The sequence below is a fragment of the Micrococcus sp. Mcc89 genome (assembly GCF_024519795.1).
Lineage (GTDB): Bacteria > Actinomycetota > Actinomycetes > Actinomycetales > Micrococcaceae > Micrococcus > Micrococcus luteus.
In genome coordinates this window covers 1-3,645 of the sequence record NZ_JALJRI010000039.1, presented here as the reverse complement: position 1 = coordinate 3,645, position 3,645 = coordinate 1, and the positions used below count along the sequence as shown (strand labels likewise).

Here is a 3,645-nt window from a genome sequence, read left to right as displayed (position 1 = left end):
GCTCCTCCGGCCTCACTGGCACCGACCCGAGTCAACAACGTCATGCCCTCCTACACCAGCTACGGCGCGGTGGCGCGATGACGACGACTTGCTGGACGTGGAGACCAGTAGCAGTTCCCCGTTCCACCACAAACGGTGCTTGAGACGCCGAGGCAAAAGCCGCTAGGACTGGCCACGCTGAAGCGCTTTCGCGCGAAAGCTTACCCCCGCAAAGATCGACGCCGCGACCCATGATACGGCCCTGGCAGCGGTGACGAGCGGGCCCGTCAGGGTGCGCGCATCGCAATTAAAAGGGCGGTCGAGTGTGTCGTCGAACGCTAGTGCCAGTCGACGAATTTATTGCCCCGACTAGACGGGGAATATCCGAAACCCTTCACGGGGTGACCTGCAGACCAGCGTTCGCCGCCTTCGCCTTCCGTGGAAGTTCTCGTCGCAGCCACTTAAACGTCTGGGGAAGCGCGGACGCAGGCAGACCAGCAACCGCGTTGAGCAAGTTCTCCTGCGACTTTACCGAGCCCATATTGTTAACTAGCAGCTTTCCGACAGTACGATTACCCCCCACCAATCGAGCAGCATCAAAGAGACGATCCCTTGGTGTTACCGCTCCAACCAAATCAACCTCGAGTGAATAGCGGAAACTGAAGAACCCGACCTTATCGAGCTCCTCAAGTGCCGCGCGATGGTCCCCCAGCAAATATCCCACAACACGGTTCATGTCATCACTAGATGGAAAGAGATGCCTCAGTACGGAGTTCTGTTGAGGTTCAGTGGTGAATATCGGAGTACCGTCTGATCGTAGACTATCCTTGCGTGACCCATTTTTATACGGCAGGAAGTAATCCTTATCCACAATAAAATAAAATGGGATATCGAGCTCTCGAAGCAAATGGTACATGTAGACAATAGACTGGACGCCATCCAGCGCGATCAGATTCGCTCCATATGAACTCAAGTCCTCATGTGCAGATTCAAGCAGGGTCTCGATTACTCTGCTATCTATAGGACTCTCCGTTACAACGACAAAGTCTGCAAAGAAGAACTCCGAGTTCCGTCGTTCGTGAAACTTATAATACTTATCCCGATCCAAGCCTTTCTCCTGGAAAAACTGAGGCCCAATCTGGCGAACTCGCACCTCCAAGCGCCCAGATTTCGTTAGCACCCGCCGACACAGGATCACGCTCTCGTGATTCAACGCGTCCACGATGGTAGGCGAGTGCGTGGTGAAGAAAACTTGCAGGTTTAGTGACTGAAGTGCTGCGATCAGCTGCCTCTGCGCTTGCGGATGGAGATTTTGCTCAGGTTCTTCAAAACCTAAGAAAAACGAAGTCCCGGTCAGCCGAGCAATCTCGGCATACAATGAGAACACGGCCATGCTCTGGGTTCCGCTACCTGCGTTTGCCAAGGGGATAAGATTATCGCCCTCACGAACTGAGAGCCGTACATCCTGAAGAAGCAACCGGTAGTCCGGATCAACAGCATGCTTTATCTCAAACTTGAACGGCCCAACACTCTTCAGGAGGGCATTTAGGTCCCTCTCAAGCGGACCGAGAGTACCTGCGCGAATAGTCCTACTAACATCACCCACACGAGGAGAAATACGGTCGCGCTGTCGATCATGATTAAACTTTAGGTCGACGAGGCGCCTTAATAGACCCGTTTCGGCATGGTGCGCCACGTCCGCATCTCGCTTGATAGGAACAAGCACGAATGCGATTTCCCCTCTTAACGCCTCTCTGAGATTGGGGTGAAATGAGTTCCACTGACCATTGACAAAGTACTCCCAGATAGGAGAGCGCGTGTACTTCAGTCTTGCTTTAAACACTCCCTGGTCCGACGGAAAACGAAGTTGGTCCAAACCTGTAATCCAGACTTCGATGTTGGCCTGCGAGTTAGGGAGGAATTGATGGTCCCGGTCCTCAAAATGTTGGCGCTCCTCGTCAAAATTAAAGAACGCGTTGAGGGCACGGAGGATGCTCGTCTTTCCAGCGCCATTCTGGCCAACAATAGCGGAGGTTTCACCAAAATTAATTTCGGCTTTGCGAATGGCTCGAAATTTAGATATTTTCAGCTTGGAAACTAAGACGGTCATCGGCGTCCCTTACTCGCTGCGCTACGGCCAGCTCACACGTTGAACCGGAACTCCACCACGTCGCCGTCCTTCATCACGTAGTCCTTGCCCTCCATGCGCACCTTGCCGGCGGCCTTGGCGTCGGCCATCGACCCGGCAGCGATCAGGTCTTCGAAGGACACGATCTCCGCCTTGATGAAGCCGCGCTGGAAATCGGTGTGGATCACGCCGGCGGCCTCAGGTGCGGTCGCGCCGACGGGGATGGTCCACGCGCGCGTCTCCTTGGGCCCGGCTGTCAGGTAGGTCTGCAGGCCGAGGGTGGAGAAGCCCACTCGGGCCAGCTGGTCCAGCCCGGACTCGTCCTGCCCGGCCATCTCCAGCATCTCGGCGGCCTCCTCGTCGGAGAGCTCCACGAGGTCGGACTCGAGCTTGGCGTCCAGGAACACGGCGTCGGCGGGGGCCACGAGATCGCGCAGCTCCTGCTGCCTGGCCTGGTCCCCCAGCACGCCCTCGTCGGAGTTGAACACGTAGATGAACGGCTTGGCGGTGAGCAGGCTCAGCTCCCGCAGCCGGTCCATGTCCAGCTTGTCCTTGTCCTTCGCGGCGAAGATCGTCTCGCCCCGCTCCAGCACCGCGAGCGCGGCCTGGAGCGCCTCGAGGTCGGCGGGCTCCTTCTTCTTGCCCTTGACCTCCTTCTCGACGCGCGGGATCGCCTTCTCCACGGTCTGCATGTCCGCGATGATCAACTCGGTGTTGATGGTCTCCATGTCCGAGGCCGGGTCCACCTTGCCGTCCACGTGGACGACGTCGCCGTCGTCGAACGCGCGCACCACCTGGGCGATCGCGTGGGCCTCGCGGATGTTCGCCAGGAACTGATTGCCCAGGCCCTCCCCCTCGGAGGCGCCCTTGACGATGCCGGCGATGTCCACGAAGGACACCGTGGCCGGCAGGATCCGCTCGGAGCCGAAGATCTCGGCCAGCTGGGGCAGCCGCTCGTCCGGCAGGTTCACCACGCCCACGTTCGGCTCGATCGTCGCGAACGGGTAGTTCGCCGCGAGCACGGTCTGGCGCGTCAGCGCGTTGAACAGGGTCGACTTGCCCACGTTGGGCAGTCCCACGAATCCGATAGTCAAAGCCACAGTCCGGCAGTCTACCGGCGGGCCCGCCGCGGCGGAGGCGTCCCGCACCGGCCCCGTTCCGTGGGCAGAACCGGCAGCCCCGCCCGCTCCGTGGGCAGAAAGCGCGCTCTCCCCTGTTCCGGGGGCAGAACCGGCAGGGTTTTCGCTTCCGGGGGCAGAAACCTTCGCTCTTCTGCCCACGGAACCCAGAGGCCCAGCGGCCACGGGGCCCGGCAACCCCAGCCCCCGCCCCCACGGAACCCAGGGACCCGCACCGCCCAGCACGCAGCCCCGCCCACATGACCGATCTGTAGGGTGGGCGGGCAGCCCTGACCCCGACGAGAGGAAGCACACCTGTGTCTGCCGAACAGAGGACGACAGCCGAGACCGCAGGGCCACCGGGTCCCCCCCCCCCCCCCCCCCCCCCCCCCCCCCCCCCCCCCCCCCCCCCCCCCCCCC

The 3,645-nt window shown here is 60.2% G+C and carries 2 protein-coding genes; both read right to left on the bottom strand.

Annotated elements, in window-relative coordinates; genetic code table 11:
* Window positions 1-373: 373 nt before the first annotated feature.
* A complete protein-coding gene (locus NR072_RS05310; RefSeq protein WP_256836421.1) occupies window positions 374-2,089 on the bottom strand; it encodes an ATP-dependent endonuclease in 1,716 nt (571 codons plus the stop codon).
* Between the two features lie 32 nt (window positions 2,090-2,121).
* Entirely contained in the window at window positions 2,122-3,207 is a 1,086-nt protein-coding gene (ychF, locus tag NR072_RS05305) for a redox-regulated ATPase YchF (RefSeq protein ID WP_256836420.1), read from the bottom strand.
* Window positions 3,208-3,645: the final 438 nt, after the last annotated feature.